The sequence below is a fragment of the Mitsuaria chitosanitabida ATCC BAA-476 = NBRC 102408 genome (assembly GCF_001598255.1).
Lineage (GTDB): Bacteria > Pseudomonadota > Gammaproteobacteria > Burkholderiales > Burkholderiaceae_C > Roseateles > Roseateles chitosanitabidus.
Genome location: NZ_BCYP01000020.1, coordinates 93,507 through 111,209 on the forward strand (window position 1 = coordinate 93,507; position 17,703 = coordinate 111,209).

At 71.1% G+C, this 17,703-nt stretch carries 16 protein-coding genes and 1 riboswitch; of the genes, 10 read left to right on the plus strand and 6 right to left on the minus strand.

The window, feature by feature from the left end; genetic code table 11:
- Nucleotides 1-8: 8 nt before the first annotated feature.
- Genes MCHT01_RS13840 through MCHT01_RS13850 form a run of 3 tightly spaced genes read left to right on the plus strand, consistent with a single transcriptional unit; the run spans nucleotide 9 to nucleotide 3,307 of the window.
- Nucleotides 9-1,310, plus strand: a complete 1,302-nt coding sequence (locus tag MCHT01_RS13840) for a UDP-N-acetylglucosamine 1-carboxyvinyltransferase (RefSeq protein WP_067065933.1) — start codon at nucleotides 9-11, stop codon at nucleotides 1,308-1,310.
- A gap of 14 nt (nucleotides 1,311-1,324) precedes the next feature.
- Nucleotides 1,325-2,368: a TIGR02285 family protein gene (locus MCHT01_RS13845; protein ID WP_067065934.1), complete on the plus strand. Its 1,044-nt coding sequence runs from the start codon at nucleotides 1,325-1,327 to the stop codon at nucleotides 2,366-2,368.
- Between the two features lie 6 nt (nucleotides 2,369-2,374).
- Nucleotides 2,375-3,307, plus strand: a complete 933-nt coding sequence (locus MCHT01_RS13850; protein WP_067065935.1) for a pseudouridine synthase — start codon at nucleotides 2,375-2,377, stop codon at nucleotides 3,305-3,307.
- A gap of 146 nt (nucleotides 3,308-3,453) precedes the next feature.
- Here MCHT01_RS13850 and MCHT01_RS13855 read toward each other — a convergent pair whose 3' ends face one another.
- Nucleotides 3,454-3,969: a 6,7-dimethyl-8-ribityllumazine synthase gene (locus MCHT01_RS13855; protein WP_067065936.1), complete on the minus strand. Its 516-nt coding sequence runs from the start codon at nucleotides 3,967-3,969 to the stop codon at nucleotides 3,454-3,456.
- Nucleotides 3,970-4,071: 102 nt separating this feature from the next.
- Nucleotides 4,072-4,244: riboswitch (FMN riboswitch) on the minus strand.
- 75 nt (nucleotides 4,245-4,319) lie between these two features.
- On the minus strand, nucleotides 4,320-4,994 hold the full coding sequence (locus MCHT01_RS13860; protein ID WP_067065937.1) for a hypothetical protein: 675 nt from the start codon (nucleotides 4,992-4,994) through the stop codon (nucleotides 4,320-4,322).
- Nucleotides 4,995-5,128: 134 nt separating this feature from the next.
- Here MCHT01_RS13860 and MCHT01_RS13865 point away from each other — a divergent pair, with 134 nt between their 5' ends.
- The gene (locus MCHT01_RS13865; protein ID WP_067065938.1) at nucleotides 5,129-6,433 is read left to right on the plus strand and encodes a GGDEF domain-containing protein; all 1,305 of its coding nucleotides are present in this window, start codon (nucleotides 5,129-5,131) and stop codon (nucleotides 6,431-6,433) included.
- A gap of 58 nt (nucleotides 6,434-6,491) precedes the next feature.
- Here MCHT01_RS13865 and MCHT01_RS13870 read toward each other — a convergent pair whose 3' ends face one another.
- Both MCHT01_RS13870 and MCHT01_RS13875 read right to left on the minus strand, forming a co-directional pair.
- Nucleotides 6,492-7,310, minus strand: coding sequence for an HDOD domain-containing protein (locus MCHT01_RS13870; RefSeq protein WP_067065939.1), 819 nt, complete (start codon nucleotides 7,308-7,310; stop codon nucleotides 6,492-6,494).
- Nucleotides 7,311-7,407: 97 nt separating this feature from the next.
- A complete protein-coding gene (locus MCHT01_RS13875) occupies nucleotides 7,408-8,169 on the minus strand; it encodes a sulfite exporter TauE/SafE family protein (protein ID WP_439956169.1) in 762 nt (253 codons plus the stop codon).
- Between the two features lie 546 nt (nucleotides 8,170-8,715).
- Between MCHT01_RS13875 and MCHT01_RS13880 the strand changes: the two genes are divergently transcribed.
- The 4 genes from MCHT01_RS13880 (at nucleotide 8,716) to MCHT01_RS13895 (ending at nucleotide 13,485) form a co-directional block, all read left to right on the plus strand.
- Nucleotides 8,716-9,369, plus strand: coding sequence for an RNA polymerase sigma factor (locus MCHT01_RS13880; RefSeq protein WP_067065940.1), 654 nt, complete (start codon nucleotides 8,716-8,718; stop codon nucleotides 9,367-9,369).
- Nucleotides 9,366-9,863, plus strand: coding sequence for a hypothetical protein (locus MCHT01_RS13885; RefSeq protein WP_169806133.1), 498 nt, complete (start codon nucleotides 9,366-9,368; stop codon nucleotides 9,861-9,863). Before MCHT01_RS13880 ends, MCHT01_RS13885 begins: the two co-directional genes overlap by 4 nt.
- 72 nt (nucleotides 9,864-9,935) lie before the next feature.
- Nucleotides 9,936-11,123, plus strand: coding sequence for a hypothetical protein (locus tag MCHT01_RS13890; protein WP_067065942.1), 1,188 nt, complete (start codon nucleotides 9,936-9,938; stop codon nucleotides 11,121-11,123).
- 43 nt (nucleotides 11,124-11,166) lie between these two features.
- Nucleotides 11,167-13,485: a DEAD/DEAH box helicase gene (locus tag MCHT01_RS13895; protein WP_067065943.1), complete on the plus strand. Its 2,319-nt coding sequence runs from the start codon at nucleotides 11,167-11,169 to the stop codon at nucleotides 13,483-13,485.
- Nucleotides 13,486-13,542: 57 nt separating this feature from the next.
- Here MCHT01_RS13895 and MCHT01_RS26760 read toward each other — a convergent pair whose 3' ends face one another.
- Nucleotides 13,543-13,701, minus strand: coding sequence for a hypothetical protein (locus MCHT01_RS26760; protein ID WP_169806134.1), 159 nt, complete (start codon nucleotides 13,699-13,701; stop codon nucleotides 13,543-13,545).
- A gap of 265 nt (nucleotides 13,702-13,966) precedes the next feature.
- Between MCHT01_RS26760 and MCHT01_RS13900 the strand changes: the two genes are divergently transcribed.
- On the plus strand, nucleotides 13,967-14,353 hold the full coding sequence (locus tag MCHT01_RS13900; protein ID WP_067065944.1) for a thioredoxin family protein: 387 nt from the start codon (nucleotides 13,967-13,969) through the stop codon (nucleotides 14,351-14,353).
- A 141-nt stretch (nucleotides 14,354-14,494) separates the two neighbouring features.
- Nucleotides 14,495-15,871: a leucyl aminopeptidase family protein gene (locus MCHT01_RS13905; protein ID WP_067065945.1), complete on the plus strand. Its 1,377-nt coding sequence runs from the start codon at nucleotides 14,495-14,497 to the stop codon at nucleotides 15,869-15,871.
- Between the two features lie 89 nt (nucleotides 15,872-15,960).
- Here MCHT01_RS13905 and MCHT01_RS13910 read toward each other — a convergent pair whose 3' ends face one another.
- Nucleotides 15,961-17,622, minus strand: coding sequence for a GMC family oxidoreductase (locus MCHT01_RS13910; protein ID WP_067065946.1), 1,662 nt, complete (start codon nucleotides 17,620-17,622; stop codon nucleotides 15,961-15,963).
- Nucleotides 17,623-17,703: the final 81 nt, after the last annotated feature.

Sequence of the window (17,703 nt, forward strand, 5' to 3'; positions counted from 1 at the left end):
GCCACGCCATGTCCAATCTCATCGTCCACGGCGGCTCGCCCCTCAAGGGCCGCATCGTCCCCTCGGCGAACAAGAACGCCGTCCTGCCCATCCTGTGCGCGACGCTGCTGACCCGCGAGCCGGTCCGGCTCAACGGCGTCCCCGAGATCACCGACGTCAAGAAGATCCTGGAGGTCTTCCGCAACCTGGGCAGCGCGGTCTCGGTCGACTTCAAGACCGGCGTGCTGGACCTGCATCACCGCGACACCCACTTCGACGCGGCCAAGGACCACCTGCCCGAGGAGATGCGCTCCTCGATCATGCTGGTGCCGGGCCTGATGGCGCGCTTCGGCGCCGCCCGCATCGAGGACGACGTCAAGGGGTGCACCCTGGGCGCCCGCGAGATCGATCCCCACGTCGAGGTCTTCGAGCGCTTCGGCGCCCGGGTCGACCGCGCCGCCGACGGCCTGCTGGTGCAGGTCCAGGGCAAGCTGCGCCACAACGACCACTGGACCGATTACGCCTCCGTCACCACGACCGAGAACTTCGTCCTGTGCGCCGCGCTGGCCGACGGCACCTCCACGCTGATGAACGCGGCCAGCGAGCCGCACGTGCAGGAGTTCTGCCAGTTCATGGCCATGCTCGGCGCGAAGCTCGAGGGCCTGGGCACCTCGCGCCTGACCATCCACGGCGTCGAGCAGCTGGGCGGCGGCGAGTTCACCTTCGCCGAGGACTTCCACGAGATCGTGACCTTCCTGGCCCTGGGCGCGATCACCGGCGGCGACGTGCGGGTCAAGAATTCGCACCCGGAGCAGTTCCCGCTGATCGACCGCACCTTCGCCAAGTTCGGCGTCCAGATCATTCACGAGGATGGCTGGTCGCGCTCGGTGGTGGACGGCAAGCTCAAGGTCAAGGAGCCCTTCACCCGCAACATCCTGCAGAAGGTCGAGGCGGCGCCCTGGCCCTATCTGCCCGTGGACCTGCTGCCCATCTTCGTCGCCCTGGGCGTGAAGGCCGAGGGCAGCGTGATGTTCTGGAACAAGGTCTACGACGGCGCGATGGGCTGGACCACCGAGCTGTCCAAGTTCGGCGCGCACGCCTTCCTGTCCGATCCGCACCGCATGGTCACCTTCGGCGGCAAGACGCTGAGCCCGGCCGAGGTCGAGAGCCCGTACATCATCCGCGTCGCGATCGCGCTGCTGATGGTGGCGGCCAGCATCCCCGGCAAGTCCCTGATCCGCAACGCGACGCCGGTGCGCCGCGCCCACCCGCAGTTCGCCGAGAACATCACCCGTCTCGGCGCCAAGGTGGAATGGGTCGAGGGCGACTGAGCCCGCCCGCCGGCGTGGCCCGCGCGCTCGTCGCGATCGGGTCCTGCCTCGCGACGGCCCTCGCGGGCGCCCAGGCGGCGCCCGCTTCGCCATCGGCGGGATCGGTCGAGCCGGTGGCGGAAGGAGCCGTCCCCGCGCCCACCACCTGGTCCGTCGCCCAGATCGGCACGCCGCCGACCGCGCCGACGGGCGCCCCCGCCGGCGGCACCGGCGCGCGACCCGTGCTGCGCTGGCTGGTGCAGGACATCCCGCCGCACTTCAGCTACCGCGACGGCAAGCCGCCGCAACGCCCCGAGGACCTGGGCCAGGGCGAGGTCGACGGCTTCCTGCGCGTGCTGACCGAGCGGCTGCCGCAGTACCGTCACGAGTTCGTCGAGCTCAGCCTGCCGCGCTTCGAGGCGCAGGCGCGTGCCGGCGAGACGCTGTGCTCGCTGCTGCACGTGCGCACGCCCGAGCGCCTGCAATGGCTGTACTTCACGCCGCTGCATCCGCCGCTGCTGACGCGCCAGGTGCACGTCATCCTGCGGCGCGAGGACCTGTCACGCTTCGAGCCCAACGGCCAGGCCCTGCAGCTCGCGGACCTGCTGCGGCGCAAGGACCTCGTGGGCCTGGTGCCGCGCGATCGCAGCTTCGGACCGCGCATCGACAAGCTGCTGAGCGCCGATCCGGACCAGGCGCCGCGCTCCGTCGTCGCGGGCCGCAGCGCCAATCTGCTGGGCATGCTCAAGGCGCGCCGCATGGACTGGACCTTGGACTATCCGGCCACGGTCGAGCAATACAGCCAGCAGCATCCGGGCTCGCCCGAGCTGATGCGGCTGCCGCTGGCCGAGGGCCGCAGCACCATGGTCGCCACTGGCAGCTGCAGCCGCACCCCGACGGGCCGTCGCGCGATCGAGGCGATCGACCAGGCCGTGCGCCAGATCGCCGCCGAGCCGCTCCCCCAGCGCGACGCGCTGATCAGGGCCTGGCGCGGCCCGGCCGGCATCGAGGCCGAGGACCTCAAGGCGATCAACCGCTATTTCGACGAGCGCGCCCGCGGGCCGGCTCAGATCGAGTGACGCGGGATGGCCCGCCCTCCGAAGCTTGAACTGCCGCTGCGCGACGGTGTCGCCGCCAGCGCGCTCGCCTGTCCGCCAGGACCGTGGCCGCTCGTGCTGGACTTCCTCGCGGAGCGGCTGCCGCTGGTGACGCGCGAGGACTGGGCCACGCGCATGGCGCGCGGCGACGTGCTCGACGACGCGGGCGCGGCGCTCAGTCCCGGCGCGCCGTATCGCGCGCAGCGCCGCCTCTACTACTGGCGCTGGCTGGCCGACGAGCCCGAGGTGCCCTTCGCCTCGCGCATCCTGCATCGGGACGAGCACCTGCTGGTCGCCGACAAGCCGCACTTCCTGCCGGTCACGCCCAAGGGCCGCTACGTGCGGCAGACCTTGCTGACACGCTTGCGGCGCGAGACCGGCATCGCCGACCTCAGCCCGGTGCACCGCCTGGACCGGGAGACGGCGGGGCTGACGCTGTTCTCGGTGCAGGCCGCGAGCCGCGACGCGTACCAGCGGCTGTTCCGTGATCGCGAGGTCGAGAAGGTCTACGAGGCGATCGCGCCGTGGCGCGACGAAGTCGGCGCGCGCTTGCCGCTCGCCTATGCGAGCCGGCTGGAGGAACACCCCGTCGACTTCATGCAGATGCGCACCGTGGACGGGGAGCCGAATGCGCTCACGCGCATCGCGCTGATCGAGCGTCTCGGCGCCGACCGTGCCCGCTACGAGCTGCGGCCGCACAGCGGCGTGAAGCACCAGCTGCGGGCGCAACTCTGCGCGCTGGGCCTGCCCATCGCGGGCGACCGCATCTATCCGGTGCTGCAGCCGGTCGAGGAGGTCGTCGACTTCACCCGACCGCTGCAGCTGCTCGCGCGCGAGATCGCCTTCGTCGATCCGATCAGCGGCCAGCCGCGCAGGTTCGTGACCTCGCTGCGGCTGGACGGGACGAGCGCGGGCGGGTAGCGCGCGCTCGTCGAGGCGGATCGCGCCTCGCCCCCTCGCCGTCGCCCGATCGGGGCCACCGCGCGACGAGGTCCGGCATCTCTCTCAGGCGTTCAGGCCTTCGAGCCGGGCGATCGGACATCGGGGACGTCCGACCGCCGACGCGCTCACGCGCTCAGCACCTCGAGCCGGCGCAGCGCGGCCAGCGTCGCGCGGCAGGCATGCGCCAGCTCCACGCCCTTGGTCACGAGGTGCTCGTGGAAGAAGGCGTGATGCACCGCGTGCTCGTGGAAGGCCAGCGGCGTCAGCACGGCCGAGAACACCGGCACGCCGGTGTCCAGCTGCACCCGCATCAGCCCGTCGATGACGGCCTGCGCGACGAAGTCGTGGCGGTAGATGCCGCCGTCGACGACCAGCGCGCAGGCGAGCACCGCGTCGTAGCGGCCGCTGCGCGCGAGCTTCATCGCATGCAAGGGGATCTCGAAGGCGCCGGGGACCTCGAAGGTCTCGACGTCGACGGGCCCCGCCGTGGCGAGCTCGCGTTGCGCGGCCTCGCGACAGCGGCCGACCAGGTCGGCATGCCAGCTCGCGGACACGATGGCGACGCGCGGCGCGCGATCGCCCCGCGCCGACGCAGACGTGGCGGAGGAGGGAGTGGAGACGTTGGGAATGGTCTGATTCATGAGGACCCTTTGACAGGTGGACGATGAATCAGGGCGCGCACGCACAGCGCGGCTCGCCGTCGACGCGTGCGCAGGCACGCGCCGGCGCTGGGCCGACGATGAACGCGATCTCTTTCATCCGGACTGTGACCGTCGGCCCTGGCCTCTCACCAGGTCTGCTGACCCCGTCGCCGCAAGGGCGGTGACGGGCGCTCGCGGGCTCCCAGGCGCATCGATCGGGCGACCGAGTCCTGGATACCGCCGGTGGGGAATTTCGCCCCGCCCTGAGAACGCTGCCCCGCGTCCTCCCAAGGAAGGCAACGGGGCGGGCGGATTCTAGGGGGCGCGTCCGGGCGGCGCTGTCGCCTTCGTCAGAAGCCCCACTGCAGCTGGGCGCTGAACATGTCGGCCCGGCTGCGGTAGACATTTCCCCAGAGATAAGCGGCGGTGAGGTCGACGCCGCCGCCCAGCGCGGCCTTGAAGACCGGGCCGGCGCGCCAGGACCTGGGCTCGGCGAATCCCTGCACGCCGGCGCGCCAGCCGGGCTGCCAGCGGTACAGCGCCTGCCATTGCAGCTTGGCCTGGTTCTGCCGGCGCGCGGCCGCGTCGTGGGCCCAGAAAAGGTTGAGGTTGAGCTGCGTCCATCCCCATTCGGTCTGGAACACCGGACCCATCTCGATCGCGTTGCCCTGCCCGCGGTTGCGGATCACCTGCAGGTGCAGGGCCAGGTCATAGGGCGTGTCGCCCTGCGTGAGCAGGAACTGGTTCACCCAGTTGATCGAGCTCAGCGACTGATGGCGCAAGTCGGCGCCGATCCAGCTCAGCAGCAGCTCGGTGCTCCAGCGCGAGGTCACGCCGCGGCGCAGGCCGACCTCGGGCCACAGGGTCGCACCGCCGTCGGGGGGATCGACACTCCAGTAACGCAGGTCCAGCGTGGTGTGGCCGGCCTCGCTGTACGGACGCACGAGGTAGTAGCCGGGGTCGGCGTCGGCCGCGCCCGCGCCGATCCCCAGCAGCAATCCCACGATCAGCCGGCATCTGGTCATCGCACCCCCTGAGGCATGGGGGGCGATTGTCGTGCCCGTCCCCGCTTGGAGTTTCCCCGGGGAAACCAGCGCGCTTTGCTCGGCACAATGAATCGAAGGTGATTCGCAGCTCGTCGCCAGCCAGACACCCCCTCATGACCCACAAGGCCATCAGCATCTCGGTCGGAGCGCGCTCCATGCTGGCGCTCTTCGCGTTCGGTCTGCTGCTCGTGGCGCTGTCCAGCGCCTGGCAGCTGCGCGAGGACACCCACCGGCGCGCCGCGCAGGTCGAGGCCGATCTCAACACCATCCCGCTGCTCTACGCCGGCCCGCTGGCCTACAGCCTGCAGCAAGAGCGGCTCCAGCAGCGCCCCGAGGCCGTCAGCGGCCTGCTGCATCACATCCTGACCCGCCACCACCTGCGCAGCGTCGAGCTGCAGACCGGCGCCGGCGAGCAGTTCCGCGCGCTGTCCGACGACGACGCCGAACCGGGCCAGAGCGCGCGCTTCTCGCTCGCCGGCAGCGGCGAGCTGCGGCTGCAGGCCGTCGCGGCCACCATGGCCGACACGCTGCGGCGCGACCCGCTGCTGCGCACGACGCTGATCCACCTGCTGGCGGCCACCATCCTGGGACTGGGCGCGGCGCTGCTGATCGACCGTCTGCTGCTGCGGCACCTGCAGCGCCTGTCGGAGCAGGCGCGCCGCTTCGATCCGACGTTGCCGCCGCAATCGCTGAGCTGGGTCGATGCCGGCGAGCCGCGTCCGCGCGAGGTACTGCAGCTGGAGCAGGCCATCGACCATGTGCGGACCTCGCTGGGCGACGAACTGCATCGCGAGCAGTCGCGCGGCCGCGAGCTGCGCGAGGAGATCGCGCGCCAGCACCGCGCGCTGCAGCAGGCGGAGCGCTCGCTCGAGGCCAAGCGGCGCGAACTGGCGTCGATGGAGCGCAACGACGCGCTGACCGGCATCGCCAACCGGCGCGAGTTCGACCAGGCCCTGCGTCGCGAGTTCAAGCGCGCGCAACGGGATCAGGGACGCCTGGCGCTGGCGATCATCGACGTCGATCATCTGAAGCCCTTCAACGAGCAGCACGGCCGCGCCGCCGGCGACGAGGTGCTGCGCCGACTGGCCCGGCTGCTGGCCGAGCACTTCCAGCGCGACACCGACGTGGTGGCGCGCCTGGGCGGCGAGGAGTTCGCGGTGTTGCTGCCGGGCTTCGACGCCGAATCGGCGCAAGGGCTGCTGGAAGTGCTGCGCGACACCTGGCGCGCGCTGGGCCTGCCGCACGGCGCGCTGCCGGACGAGGCGCTGACCGATGACATCGTGACGATCAGCGCCGGCCTCGCGGCTTATCAGCCGGGCCATCCCTACCTGAGCCCGCAGGCCCTGATGCAGGCCGCGGACGAGGCGCTCTACCTGGCCAAGCACATGGGCCGGGACCGGCTCTGCCTGGCGTCCTGACCCGGCCCGGAAACGACGCGGGGCCCCTCAGGGCCCCGTGTGCCACGCGGGCTGTCGATCAGCGGCCGCGTTCCTCGGCCTGCTGCAGCTGTTCCTCGACGCGGCGCGCGGCGCGCAGCATCAGGGTCTCGTCCAGCTGCGCCTGCGGGGCGATGGTCATGACGGTCTCGTCCAGCGCCTCGGGCTGGTTCATCAGCGTCCAGGCGATCAGCGAGATCGCCCCCACGCCGCGGCGCTGCATCGCCTCGGGCATGCGCAGTTCCTGCTCGACCTGCACGTGATAGCGCACGCTGGCGACGGCGGCGGGCGCCAGGCCCCAGCTCTCGCACAACGCCGCGCCCAGCGCGTCATGGCTGACGCCGAAGGCGGTGTGTTCCAGCTGGACCAGTTCCCGATCGCTGCTGGCGGCGCGCAGCATCGCCGGGTAGTGACCGGGGGCGTGGCGGTAGAGCACCGCCTTGCCGCATTCCTCGAACAGCCCGGCCGAGTGCGCGGCCCACGGGTCCACGCCCAGCATCTGCCCCATGCGGCCCATCAGCAGGCCGCGCTTGGCGGCGCGAGCCCAGACGGGCTCCAGCTCGGCGGCGGGCGGGAAGGCGGCGCGCAGGCCCATCTCGAAGGTGATGGCCGCGACCTCGCGCATGCCCAGATACGTCAGCGCCTGATGCACCGTCTGCACCCGGCCTCGCAGGCCGTACAGGGACGAGTTCACCGCCTTCAGCACGGCCGCGGCCAACGCCATGTCGGTCTCGACCAGCGAGGACACGGCCTGCAGGTCGATGTCCTCGTCCGCCATCAGCAGCGAGAGCTTGACCAGGACTTCGGGCTGGGTGGGGATCTCGATGTCGAGCGCACGCAGTTGAGGATCGACAGGCATGGTGGTCGTCGGTTGTTTGTTCAATGGTATCCCCTGCCCGTGCAGGCACGCATCCCGCCTTTGGCGGACAGCGCGTGACGAGTTGTTCCGAGGGCGTTCAGCGGACGAAGGCGTCCCAGCCGGTCTTGAGGATGAGCAGCGAGACGACCACGACGAACATGCCGCGCACGAAGCCCGCGCCCTTGGCCAGCGCCATGCGGGTGCCGACCAGGCTGCCCACCACGTTGGCCACGGCCATCACGGCCGCCACGTGCCACCAGATGTGGCCCTTGCTGACGAAGAGCACCAGCGCCGCGAAGTTGGTCGCGGTGTTGAGCAGCTTGGCGGTGGCGGAGGCGTGCAGGAAGTCGAAGCCGAGCAGCCGCACGAACAGGAAGACGAAGAAGCTGCCGGTGCCCGGACCGAAGAAGCCGTCGTAGAAGCCGATGACCAGGCCGATCGCGCTGGCGATCAGGGTCTGCATCGCGGCCTCGTGGCGCGGGGCGTGGTGGCGGCCGAGGTCCTTCTTGGCCAGCGTGTACAGCAGCACGCCCAGCAGGATCAGCGGGAGCGCCTTGCGCAGGCCGCTCGGGTCCACCTGCGTGACGGCCCAGGCGCCGCAGAAGCTGCCGACCAGCGCGGCCACCGCCGCCGGCATCAGCGAGCGCCAGGGCAGCGAGACGCGTTTGGCGTATTGATGGGTGGCCCAGGCGGTCCCCCAGATGGCGGCGCCCTTGTTGGTGCCGAAGAGGGTGGCCGGTGCGGCGTTGGGATAGACGCTGAACAGCGCGGGCACCAGGATCAGCCCACCACCGCCCACCACGGCATCGACAAATCCCGCCGCCAGCGACGCGGCGGCGGCGGTCAACAACTCGATCATGGAACTCGACTCGCAAGGGCGGCGCGTGCCGCGGAAGCGGGCCGCAAACCACCGAGAGCCGGGCCACAAAAACAAAACGGGCGCCTGTTCAGGCGCCCGCGAATTGTGACAGTGTCACCGTATCTCGTTGGTATTCGTTTGATCTGTTTGTCTCCTCAGCCCCCGTAGGCAACCACCATTCGCACGGCAGTCGCGTCGAGTGGGGTGGATCCTAGGACCAGCCCCACCATGCACGCACTTGGGGTTTTCACTCGGCGCGCGCACCAAGTTGGATCGGTTAGCCGGCCCTCACTTTCTAAAAATCGCCAATGCTCATGCGGATGGCGATGATCGCCCACCGCACTGTTCTCGCCCCTTGGGCGGGGTTCGCCCGGTGTCGCGTGGCGGTGTCACACCCCTGAAATGGAGGGGCCCGCGCAACGGCGTCGCGCATTGCTGTCGGCGCCCGGGAACTTTCGGCGCCGCTGGCGCAATACGTTCATCCTCGGAAGCGCGGCTTCCGGATCCGACAAGCCCTGTGACGCCCACGCACACCGACCCACGCCGATGAGCTTCTGGACCCGACTGGCCGGCCGCGCCCGCCACCACCCCGACCCGGACGACGCGCCGTCGCAGGCCGCCGCGCCCGACCCCGCCGCCGTACAGGCGCTGGTGCGCCGGCTGCGCCAGGGTGACGCGAGCGCGCTGGCGCCGATCTACCGCGGCGAATCGCCGGGGGTCTACCGTTACGCGCTGGCCCTGTGCGGTCAGCCCGACCTGGCGGCCGACGCGATGCAGGAGGCCTTCGTCCAGTTCGCCGGCCGGCCCGAGGGCTGGGATGCCGGGCGGGGCAGCCTCGGCGCCTACCTGGCCGGGATGGCGCGTCACCACCTGCTGGCCCGCTGGCGGGATCAGCCCGTCGCCCACGACGAGACGGCGTCGGACGACGACGATCACGTCGAGGCCCCCGAGCAGCAACTGGTCCGCGCCCAGGACCAGGCCCGCCTGTGGGAGGCGGTGCAGTCGCTCCCGTGGATGTTCCGCGAGGCGCTGGTGCTGGTCGACCTGCAGGAACGCTCCTATGTCGAGGCCGCGCGCATCGCCGGCGTCGAGCTCAACACCCTGCGCACCCGCCTGCACCGCGGGCGCGCCCGACTGCTGTCGGTCTTGCGGGACGAGTGCCCGACGACCGCCGCCGTCCGTTCATCGAAGTCCGCATGATGAAGACCACCGACACGCCCTCCTCCCGCACCGCGCGCCTGGCCGACTGGCTCTGGGCCGCCGGACAGGACCTGCGCCGGCAGTCGCCCCCGCCCGGGCGCGACGACGCCGCCATCGCCGCGATGCAGGCGCGCTTCGCGCAGCGTCAGGCCACGGAACGCCGGATGCGCTTGCGCTGGTCGCTGGTCGGGCCGGGGCTGTGCGCCTCGGTGCTGGTGGCCTGCGTCTGGCTGGTCAATCTCGCGCCGCCGGACCGTGACGGGACCACGCTCTCGCGCGGCAGCGACTTCATCGTCCTCGTGTCCGCCGACCGCTGGGCCGCCTACGAGAAGGCCGGCGCGGGCACCGCCTGGCTGGTGCCGACCGAGGTCCCGCGCGAGCGGCTCGCGCTGCTCGGCCTGCCCTACGACCCGGCCACCGCCGCCGAGCCCGTGCATGCGGAGCTGCTGGTGCACGCCTCCGGCGATGTGCTGGCGATGCGCGTGATGCCCTGATCCCGCCACCGATTCCTTCAGCCCCCCGCGTCCGTGACGACAACCGATCGACCCCGTTCCCTGGAGACCGCCATGAAGACCTCCCTCACCGCCCTTGCCCTGGCTCTCGCCGCCGGCGCTGTCCAGGCCCAGCACGACACGCCCGAGCCGCAGGCCGCGGGCACCGCGGCGCCGGCCCCGGCCGCGCGTCCGGCCCCCACGACGCCGGAACCGCCTTCGGTGGTCCCGCCCGTGCCCCCCGCCCCGGTCGCTCCGGTGATGCCGGACCTCAGCCCGCTGATCGAGAGCGGCATCGCGGGGCAGATCCTCGGCGCGGAGCGCATCGTGAAGGGCGCGCCCTACTGCGCGCAGGCGGTGCACGAGACCGTGCAGCCGCTGGCCGACGGCAACCGCATCGTCCATCAGCAGACCAGCCAGCTGTGCCGCGATGGCGAAGGCCGCACGCGCCAGGAGGTCGAACGCCAGGGCCGCCATGTCGTCTATCTGCGCGATCCGGTCAGCGGCGAGAACTGGCTGCTGGAGCCGGATCGCAAGACCGCGCGCTACCTGGGCGGCGGCCGGCCCGAGGCCGATGTGCAGCGCGAGCACGCCGAGCGCATGCGCGACTACAACGACAAGATGCGGGACTACAACGAGCGCATGCGGGATTACGCCCGCAAGATGCGCGACTGGGCCCGCGAGCATGGCGAGCGCGTGCGCGACGCGCTGGGCAGCGGCGAATCCGCGCCCAAGGCCGAGACCCCTCGGCCGCCCGCCGTGCCGGCCGCGCCGCGCGCGCCGCAGGCGGTGGTGATCGCGCCGGCCGAGAGCGGCCAGGAGGTGCGCGTGATCCGCATCGAGACGCCGATCGGGCCGCTCGCACCGATGCCGCCGATTCCGGCCGCGGTCACGATGCGCATGGAGCCGCTCATGGTGATGGGCCAGGACGTCCGCACGGACAAGCTGCCGCCGCGCGAGATCGAAGGCGTGAAGGTCACCGGATCGCGCAGCACCTCGACCATCCCCGCCGGCAAGATCGGCAACGAGAAGCCCATCGTGATCGCCCGCGAGGTGTGGACCTCGCCGGAGTTGAAGCTGACGGTGAGCTCGGTGACCAAGGACCCTCGCAGCGGTGACCAGAGCTATCAGCTGCGCAACATCCGCCGCGCCGAACCCGAGGCCGCGCTGATGCGGGTCCCGGCCGACTTCCAGAAGACCGGCCAGCCCGGTGCCCGCCCGCCACGCGACCGCCAGGACGGGAAGGACGGCAAGCAGGGCTGAGGTCCGGATCGGGAGGTCGCCGCTGCGCCGACAATGCCGGCCGATGACGGCGCCTCCCCCTCGATTGATCCTGCAGACGCTGGGCCGCGGCGACGGCCTGCTCGGCATGCGGCCGCACGGTCAGCTCGGCCCTCGCGGCGACCGCGTGACGCTGCTGCGCCTGGCGCGCTGGCCCGAGGACGAGGACCGCTCGGCTCAATGGCAGGCCTTGCCGCTGCATCCGGTGGACGTGTCCATGCTGCAGTGGCGCGATGCCTCCTTCGGTCACGGGCTGTCGCCCTGCTGGACCTTGGAGCAGGAGGATCTGTTCCCCGACTTCACCGCCGATCAGCTGCCGCTGCTGCGCGACACGGGCTGGGAGATCGAGTTCGCGCCCGGGTTCGCCCATCACAGCGTCGCGATCGACGCCTGGTCGCTGGAAGTGCAGCCGGAGGACGGCGCCGAGGCCGGCCCCGATCCGGGTCTGGGCGGCTCGTCGGAACGCATCCCCACGCTGGGCCTGTCGCGCCGCAAGGGATCCTGGCTGCTGAGCCTGGGGGTGACGGTGCAGGGGCAGCGGGTCGACCTCGCGCCCATGATCTGGGACCTGCTGCGCAAGGACCGCCGCTGGCTGTACGCCGACGCCATCTCCCACATCGACGATGACGCCGTCGTCGGCCTGAAGGCGCCGGGGGGACGCCGGCTCCACACGACGGCGGCACCGCTGAAGCGGCTGATGCTCAACCTGCTGGAGATCCTCGTGGTGCAGCGCACGCGCCGCGGGCCGATCAAGCTGACCTCGTGGGAAGCGGCGCGGCTGTCGGCGCTCGACGTGCCGGACAGCCGCTGGCAGGTCTACGGCGCGCCCGAGCTGCGCACGATGTGGGAGCGGCTGCGCCGCGCGGGTCCGCCCGAGGTCGACGCGCAGCCGGACGGCCTGGGCATCACGCTGCGTCCCTATCAGCTGCAGGGCGTGGGCTGGCTGCAGTACCTGGCGCGGCAGGAGCTCGGCGGCATCCTGGCCGACGACATGGGGCTGGGCAAGACGGCGCAGGCGCTGGCGCATCTCTGGGTCGAGAAGCAGGCCGGGCGGCTGGGCAAGCCGGCCCTGGTCGTCGCGCCGACCTCGCTGATCTTCAACTGGACGAACGAGGCCCGGCGCGTCGCGCCCGGACTCCGGGTGGCCGCGCTCAGCGATCCGGCGGAACGTGGCGAGGTCCTGGGGCAGCTCGGCGAGATCGACCTGCTGCTGTGCAGCTACGGCCTGGTCTGGCGCGAGCTGCGGGCGCTCACCAAGGCCGAGTTCTCGGTGCTGGTCGTCGACGAGGCGCAGGCGGTCAAGAACCCGCGCTCACGCGCCGCTCGGGCGCTGCGCCGCCTGCGGGCCGGTCAGCGGATGGTGCTCACCGGCACGCCGCTCGAGAACCATCTCGGGGAGCTGTGGACCCAGTTCGACTTCCTGATGCCGGGCTACCTGGGCGACAGCCGGGCCTTCGCCCGCCACTGGCGCAAGCCCATCGAGCAGAACGGCAGCGCCGAACGCGCCCGGGAACTGGCCTCGCGCGTGCGGCCGTTCATCCTGCGGCGGCTGAAGGAGCAAGTGGCGGCGGATCTCCCTCCGATGACGGTGCTCACCCAGCGCATTCCCCTGCAAGGGCGACAGCGTCAGCTGTACGAGAGCGTGCGCATCGGCGCCGACCACCTGGTACGGCGACTGTTGAAGGAATCCAAGGAGTTCGGGGACGGGATCATGTCCGTGCTGGACGCCATGCTGAAGCTGCGCCAGGTCTGCGGCGATCCGCGGCTGGTGCCGGGCATCGAGATTCCGCACGGGATGGAGTCGGCCAAGCTGGACTGGCTGAGGGAGAAGGTACCGGAGCTGATCGCCCAGGGCCGGCGCATCCTGGTGTTCTCGCAGTTCACCGGGATGCTGGCGCTGATCGAGGACGCCATGACCGCGGCGCGCGTGCCGCTGCTGAAGCTGACGGGGGAGACGCCCGAGGCGCGGCGAGGGGAGGTGGTGGGGCGCTTCCAGGCGGAGGAAGTGCCGCTGATGCTGGTCAGCCTGAAGGCTGGCGGGGTGGGGCTGACGCTGACCGCCGCCGACACTGTCATCCTGGTCGATCCCTGGTGGAACCCGGCGGTCGACGCTCAGGCCCAGGCGCGGGCGCACCGCATCGGGCAATCTCGGCCGGTGTTCGTTCACCAGCTGGTGATCGAGGGCAGCATCGAGGAACGGATGCTGGAGCTCCAGGCCCGCAAGCGGGCGCTGGCCGACGGCCTGCTGGGCCGGGACGGCGGGGAACGTCTGGAGAAATTCAGCGCCGCTGAGATCGAGCGGCTGCTGGCGCCACTTCAGCCGTCGGTGGACGAGGACGACTGAGCGGCGGGGGCTGGCAGGGCCGGGACACGTCCGGGACGGTGGCCCTGCCGGGGGCGATCAGCGCTTGCGGTCGAAGCGCAGGGCGCGGGCGACGCTGCGGCGGTCGCAGCCCAGGGAGGCGACTTCGAAGGCCTCGTGCTTGCGGCCCTTGTCGCTCAGCAGCTCCTGCGGCAGGCGACGCGGTTGGGATTCGGTGCGGGACTGGGACTTCATCATGGTCGTGGACCTTTGGGTTCCAAGCGGGGGGATGACCGCTTTGTGGCAGCTAACGCGAGTCATCCGGCGCGCGTTGACAGCGTCATCACAAATGTGAACAAAGCTGGCGCATCGATACATCCGCGTGCCCCGGATCGCCCATCACCGCACCACGATGGTGCAATCCAACGCTCCGAGGGATTCCCGGCCCCTCGTCGCGGGGCTGCAACGGGCCTTTGACCGACCACCCGTCCGGCGGCGGGCTTTCTCGCTAAGCTCGCGCCCCATGTCCACCGCTTCTCCCGCCGTTTCCCAAGACGACCTGCTGGTCGCCTGCCTGTGCGCCGACTGGTGCCGGGTGTGCGACAGCTACCGCGACGACTTCGCTGCGCTGCGCCAGCAGCACCCAGGCGTGCGCTTCGTCTGGGTGGACATCGAGGATGACTCCGAGCTCGTGGATGACCTGGAGGTCGAGACCTTCCCCACCCTGCTGATCGGTCGCGGCGAGCAGCTGTGCTTCGTCGGGCCGGTCCTGCCCCAGCCGGCAGCCGCCCAGCGCCTGATCCAGGCGGCGGAGGAGAACCCCACCATGTCCGCCGCCAGCCCGACCGCGCCCGCTGGCACCACGGCCGCCGCCCAGGCGCTGCTGTCGCGTCTGCGACAGTCCTGCTGAAGCCTCCGGGACGCAGCCGCCTCCCGCACCGTCGGCCCCGCCATCCGTCTTTCCCGATCCGTCAGGGGCGGGCGCTCAAGCGAGAATGCGTCACCGCCAACACATTGCCGGTCTGCGCGATCCGCGGCCGACCGCTGTCCGATGAACGTCCAATTCAAGAATTCGGTGGCCCGAGCCACGCCCATCCTGGCGCTGGACCGCGCCTCGTACCAGGCCCTGGCCGCCAAGCTCCCCAAGCGCACCCAGCAATGGCTGGCGACGCTGGGCTTCTCCGCCGCGCCGGACACCTTCGCCCTGGTGCCGGGCGAGGACGGCAAGCTGGCGCAAGTGTTCGCCGGCGTCGCCCACGCCGCTCATCCCTTCGCGCTGTCGGCGCTGCCGCTGGCCCTGCCGGAAGGCGACTACACGCTGTCTCCCGAGGGCCTGCCGCTCCAGGATGAAGCCGCCGCCCTGTCCTGGGAGCTGGGCTGCTACCAGTTCGACCTGTACAAGCCGCGCAAGCGCCAGCCGGCTCAACTGCTGATCAAGAGCAGCGCCGACGGCCAACGCGGCCTGGCCATCGCGACCGCGATGACCGCCGTCCGCGACCTGGTCAACACGCCGGCCGAGCACATGGGCCCCGAGGAGCTGTCCAAGGCCGCCGCCGTGGTCGGCAAGCAGCACGGCGCGAAGTTCAAGGAGATCGTCGGCGACGACCTGCTGAAGAAGAACTTCCCCGCCATCCACGCCGTCGGCCGCGCCAGCACCCGCGCCCCGCGCCTGATCGAGCTGAACTGGGGCAGCGACAAGCATCCGCGCCTGACCCTGGTCGGCAAGGGCGTGTGCTTCGACACCGGCGGTCTGGACATCAAGCCGGCCGACGGCATGCGCCAGATGAAGAAGGACATGGGCGGCGCCGCCAACGCGCTGGGCCTGGCCACGCTGATCATGGCGCTGAAGCTGCCCGTGCGCCTGCAGGTGCTGATCCCGGCCGTCGAGAACTCGATCGCCGGCAACGCCTACCGTCCGGGCGACGTGGTGAAGACCCGCGCCGGCCTGCACATCGAGATCGGCAACACGGACGCCGAAGGTCGCGTGATCCTGTGCGACGCGCTGGCCTACGCCACCGAGTCCAAGCCCGAGCTGATCATCGACCTGGCCACGCTGACCGGCGCTGCCCGCATCGCGCTGGGCGCGCAACTGCCGGCGCTGTTCGCCAAGCACATGGACACCGCGCGTGACCTGGTCGACCTGGGCCTGAAGCTGGACGATCCGCTGTGGCACATGCCGCTGTGGGCGCCCTACAAGGAAGGCATCACCTCCAGCATCGCCGACATCGTGAACACCGGCCGCAACGCGCTGGGCGGCGCGATCAACGCGGCGCTGTTCCTCGAGGCCTTCATCCCGGCCGAGCAGGACTGGCTGCACGTGGACCTGTTCGCGTGGAACGACATCTCGCGCCCCGGCCGCCCGATCGGTGGCGAGGCCCAGACCATCCGCACGCTGCTGGCCTACATCGAAGAGCGCTTCGCCGCCTGATCGAGCTCCCCGCGCGGCCCGATGCCGATCGGCATGCGCCGCCGGGGACCCCGGCCCGAAAGCCCGCCCGCGTCACGCCGGCGGGCTTTTCACTTTCCGGCGACCAGCCATTGCGCGGCGCGCTCCGCGATCATCAGGGTCGGCGAGTTGGTGTTGCCGCTGGTGATCGTGGGCATCACGCTCGCGTCGATCACGCGCAGGCCGTCGACCCCGCGTACCCGCAGCCGGCTGTCGACGACCGCCAACGGGTCGTCATCCCGGCCCATGCGGCAGGTGCCGACGGGATGGAAGATGGTCGTGGCGATGTCACCCGCCAGCCGCGCGAGCTCCTCGTCCGTCTGGAACTGGACGCCGGGCTTGTATTCCGTCGGGCGATAGCGCGCCAGCGCGGGCTGCTCGACGATGCGCCGCGTCAAGCGCAGGCTGCGCGCGGCGATCTCGCGATCGGCCTCGGTGCTCAGGTAGTTGGGCGCGATCAGCGGCGCGTCGGCCGCGTCGGCGCTGCGGATCGTCACCGATCCGCGGCTGGTCGGGTTCAGATTGCAGACGCTCGCGGTGAATGCGTTGAAGCCATGCAGCGGCTCGCCGAAGGCCTCCAGCGACAAGGGCTGCACGTGGTACTGCAGGTCGGGCCAGGCCTTGTCCGGACCGCTGCGCGCGAAGGCGCCCAGTTGCGACGGCGCCATGCTCATCGGCCCGGTGCGACGCAACGCGTACTCCAGCCCGATGCGCGCCTTGCCCATCCAGTGGGAAGCCAGCGTGTTCAGCGTGGTCACCCCGTCGACCTGGAAGACCGCCCGGATCTGCAGGTGATCCTGCAGGTTGCCGCCGACACCGGGCAGATCCTTCACGACCTCGATGCCATGCTGCTTCAGCAGCGCCGCCGGGCCGATGCCCGACAGCTGCAGCAGTTGCGGCGAGCCGATCGCGCCGGCCGCCAGCAAGACCTGACCCCCAGGCGCCAGCCGTGCTTCCTCCAGTCCCTGCGGCGTGCGCACCTGCACGCCGTCGCAGCGCGTGGCGCCATCCACGTTCTCGAAGAGCAGCCGCTGCGCGTGAGCACCGGTCCACATCTCGAAGTTCATCCGCTTGTAGCAGGCCGGTCTCAGGAAGGCCTTGGCCGTGTTCCAGCGCCAGCCGGCGCGCTGATTGACCTCGAAGTAGCCGACGCCCTCGTTGTTGCCGCCATTGAAATCGGGCGTCGCCGGAATGCCGGCCTGCTGGGCCGCCTCGGCGAAGGCGTCCAGCACCGCCCAGCGCAGCCGCTGCTTCTCCACGCGCCATTCGCCGCCATGGCCGTGCATCACGGCGTCGAAGCCGGGCGGGCGCTCCGTGCCGGCGTCCAGCCGCCAATGGTCCTCGTGCTGACGGAAGAAGGGCAGCACCGCGTCCCAGCGCCAGGCCTCGTCGCCGGTGGCGGCGGCCCAGGCGTCGTAATCGCGCGTCTGGCCGCGCATGTAGATCATGCCGTTGATGCTGGAACACCCGCCCAGCACCTTGCCGCGCGGGTAGCGCAGGCTGCGCCCGTTCAGGCCCGCGTCGGGCTCGGTCTTGAACAGCCAGTCGGTGCGTGGATTGCCGATGCAATACAGATAGCCGACGGGAATGTGGATCCAGTGATAGTCGTCGCGGCCTCCGGCCTCCAGCAGCAGCACCCGCTTGTCGGGGTCCGCGCTGAGCCGGTTGGCCAGCAGGCAGCCGGCCGTGCCGGCGCCCACGATGATGAAGTCGAACCGGTTGTCTCCGCGCATGGGTCTCTTGTCGTGAGGGGTCTGTGCGGTCGCCCGCGTGGACCCATGCTGACCGAGCCGGACGCCGTGGACAACCGCGTT